General features: G+C 44.2%; 1 protein-coding gene. It reads left to right on the forward strand.

Annotated features, from left to right (window positions below):
• Window positions 1–804 (forward strand): DEAD/DEAH box helicase (locus tag A3739_RS25125; RefSeq protein ID WP_156502822.1); only part of this gene is annotated, 804 nt, incomplete at both ends.

The following is an 804-nucleotide window of genomic DNA, read 5'->3' on the forward strand; positions in this document are numbered from 1 at the left end:
AAAGATCAGCCTATGGATCGATTGGTCTGTGGGGATGTCGGCTTTGGCAAAACCGAGGTCGCAATGCGTGCTGCATTCATCGCGAGTTACTCTAGCAAGCAGGTCGCTGTTTTAGTCCCTACTACTCTGCTCGCACAACAGCATTATCAAAGTTTTCTAGATCGGTTTGCAGATACGGCAGTAAATGTAGAGCTGATTTCTCGTTTTAAAACTGCAAAAGAACAAGGCAAAGTTTTGGAGCGTGTTGAATCTGGTGAAGTCGATATCCTCGTCGGCACGCATAAGCTGATTCAAGGAAACATTAAATTTAAGAACTTGGGCTTACTAATCATCGATGAAGAGCACAGGTTCGGGGTGCAACAAAAAGAGAAACTCAAAGCTCTACGTGCCGAAGTAGATATACTCACATTAACGGCAACCCCAATTCCGCGAACATTGAATATGGCGATGGGTGGTGTGCGTGATTTATCGATTATCGCAACACCACCAGCCAAACGTTTATCAGTTAAGACCTTCGTAAGGCAAAAGCAAGATGCTTTGATACGTGAATCTGTACTGCGTGAAATACTGCGCGGCGGCCAAGTCTATTACTTATTCAATGATGTCAAGAATATCGAAAAAGAAGTCGAGTTCTTGCAAAAACTCATACCTGAATCTCGTGTTGGTTTCGCACATGGGCAAATGCGTGAGCGCGAGCTTGAGCAAGCAATGTCAGACTTCTACCACCAACGCTTCAATGTTCTCGTTTCCTCAACAATCATTGAAACGGGCATCGATATTCCAAATGCAAACACCATAATCATC

It is taken from the genome of Oleiphilus sp. HI0067 (assembly GCF_001635735.1).